Consider the following 2370-nt stretch of genomic DNA (forward strand, 5'->3'; position numbering starts at 1 on the left):
CGCGTCCCATCTGCTGCAGCCGCTCGCCGACGATGCCGTATTTGCGGGTCAGGATGGCGAGGGGAAAGCGCCCCAGTTCGCCGCAGGTGCGAACGCCGAGCAGGGCGAGCTGGCGCTTTAGTTTCGGGCCGATGCCGCAGAGTTCGCCGGCCGGCACCGTTTCGAGCAGGGCGGGAATCTCGGCCGGGCGCAGGACGGTGAGGCCGTCCGGCTTCTTCATCTCCGAGGCGAGCTTGGCCAGCAGCTTGTTCGGCGCCACGCCGATCGAGCAGGTGAGTCCGAAGCGGTGGCGGATGCGCGCCTTGATCTGGTGGGCGATCCGCTCGGGCGGGCCGAAGAGGGTGAGGCAGCCGGTCAGGTCGAGGAACGCTTCGTCGATGGAGAAGACCTCGACCAGCGGCGTGTAGTCGCGCAGGATGGCGACGATGCCGGCAGAGGTGTGGGTGTAGCGGCGGTTGTTGCCGACCACCAGAACGATCCCGGGGCAGCGCTCCGTCGCCTCGCGGACGGTCATGCCGGTCCTTACTCCGCAGGCCCGCGCCTCGTAGGAGGCGGTGGTGATGATGGTGCGCGCCCCCGAGCCGATCACCGCCACCGGCTTTCCCCGGAGTGCCGGATTGTTCTGCTGCTCGACCGCGGCGAAGAAGGCGTTCATGTCGACGTGCAGGATGGTGCGGTCGCTCATGGCGACTCCGCCTCCTGCCCCGCCAGGACCCAGGTCTGGCGGCCGGTGTCGAAGACCAGCTCGTAGAGGGCGCCGCCGGCAATGACGGTGAAGTGGATGGCGGCTGTCGCCCCCTCCCGCTCGTGCCAGCGGTAGGTAACCTCGCCGATCTCGTACTTGCGCCGCCGCCAGTCGAACCAGACCGGGCGGATATGGCTCCCCGGGCCGAAGACGGCACCGACGCGGACTGGCTCGTTGATGCGCTGCATGGTTCTACTCCATGATCCGGTAGAGGCCGACGACCTTGCCGACGAGGATGACTTCGCCGTCGCCGGAGCGGACGATGATCGGCTTCAGAGCAGGGTTCTCCGGCTGCAAGCGGATGTGGTCCGGCTCGCGGAAGAAGCGCTTGAGGGTCGCCTCGCCGTCGAGGAGGGCGACGACGATTTCGCCGTTGGCTGCCGTCGGCTGCGGACGGACCAGGGCAAGGTCTCCCTCCAGAATACCGGCGCCGATCATCGAGTCCCCCTTCACCCGCAGAAAGAAGGCGCCCCCCCGGCGCTGCCCGGGATCTACGGCGAAATACCCTTCGATCTCCTCCATTGCCGGTTGCGGGGCGCCGGCCCGCACCGTGCCGACCACGGGGAGGGAAACCGCCGGGGCGCCGCGGCCGGTAAGAGCGAGACCGCGGGAGCTGCCGGGGCTTTTGCGGATCAGCCCCTTGCGTTCCAGGGCCTCGAGATGCTTCGCTGCGCCGAGAGTGCCACGGATGCCGAGATGGGCGGCGATCTCCCGCAGGGTGGGCGGGTAGCCGTGGCGATCGAGGCAGCCGGTGACGAAGTCGAGAACCTGCCTCTGGCGGGGGGTGAGCTCTTCCATGCTGTGTCTCCTGGATGGTTGTCAAATGACAACCTACACGGACCGCCGAGGGATGTCAAGAGAAGTGGGAGCCCTGCACCACGGTTAAAACGCGCCGGACCGTTATCGCTGTGGACGGGGGCAGGTGTATGGCGTAGAATCGGAAATCCGAAGCATCACCGCTGCCGGCGGAAAGGAAGGTTGCCCTATCGAAACTCCCCGTGTTTTGCTACCCGGATTCCGGAGGGTCTGGATCCTGTTGCTGTTCTGCCTCTGCGCGGCGATCGCCGCCGGGGCCGCTGTCCCGGAGCCAATGCTGATCACGCACGGCCCGCGCGAACTGCCCCGCGTCGCCCTGACCTTCGACCTCTGCCAGGTGCCGGAGCGCCCGTCCGGCTTCGACCGGCAGATCGTTGACTTCCTCGAACGGGAGAAGGTTGCGGCCACCTTTTTCGCCGGCGGCGACTGGCTGCGCAGCCACCCGGAGGAGGCGCGCCGGCTGGCGGCCAACCCGCGCTTCGAGCTGGGCAATCACTCCTGGGGGCACCCCGACCTGCGCCGCCTCTCCGCCGGGGAGATTGCCGCCGAAATCGATCGGACCGAAGCGGAGCTGATCCGCGTTGCCGGCCGGAGCAGCCGGCTCTTCCGCCTCCCCTTCGGCACCCATACCCCGGCGACCCTGCAGGCCGCTGCCGCCCGGGGAGTGCGAATCATCCAGTGGGACGTCGTCACCGGCGATCCCGACCCGGGAATGGATGCCGCCGCCATCCTCAAGGAGGTGCAGCGGGGCGCCCGCAACGGCTCAATCATCATCATGCACGCCAACGGCCGGGGCTGGCACACCGCCG

At 68.4% G+C, this 2370-nt stretch carries 4 protein-coding genes; 1 reads left to right on the forward strand and 3 read right to left on the reverse strand.

Annotated elements, in window-relative coordinates; genetic code table 11:
* The 3 genes from dinB to lexA all read right to left on the reverse strand — a co-directional run.
* Positions 1-685, reverse strand: a 685-nt coding sequence (gene dinB, locus VD811_08835) for a DNA polymerase IV (protein HXV21077.1), incomplete at its 3' end; no start/stop codon positions are given.
* A complete protein-coding gene (locus VD811_08840) occupies positions 682-933 on the reverse strand; it encodes a hypothetical protein (GenBank protein HXV21078.1) in 252 nt (83 codons plus the stop codon). The genes dinB and VD811_08840, both read right to left, overlap by 4 nt.
* 4 nt (positions 934-937) lie before the next feature.
* Positions 938-1543: a transcriptional repressor LexA gene (lexA, locus tag VD811_08845; protein HXV21079.1), complete on the reverse strand. Its 606-nt coding sequence runs from the start codon at positions 1541-1543 to the stop codon at positions 938-940.
* Positions 1544-1835: 292 nt separating this feature from the next.
* Here lexA and VD811_08850 point away from each other — a divergent pair.
* Positions 1836-2370, forward strand: a 535-nt coding sequence (locus VD811_08850) for a polysaccharide deacetylase family protein (GenBank protein ID HXV21080.1), incomplete at its 3' end; no start/stop codon positions are given.

Source organism: Desulfuromonadales bacterium, assembly GCA_035620395.1.
Lineage (GTDB): Bacteria > Desulfobacterota > Desulfuromonadia > Desulfuromonadales > DASPGW01 > DASPGW01.

Bases quoted from the DNA above. Each gene is read 5' to 3' on its own strand.
- VD811_08840 (HXV21078.1), bottom strand. From the start codon at position 933: ATGCAGCGCATCAACGAGCCAGTCCGCGTCGGTGCCGTCTTCGGCCCG.
- lexA (HXV21079.1), bottom strand. From the start codon at position 1,543: ATGGAAGAGCTCACCCCCCGCCAGAGGCAGGTTCTCGACTTCGTCACC.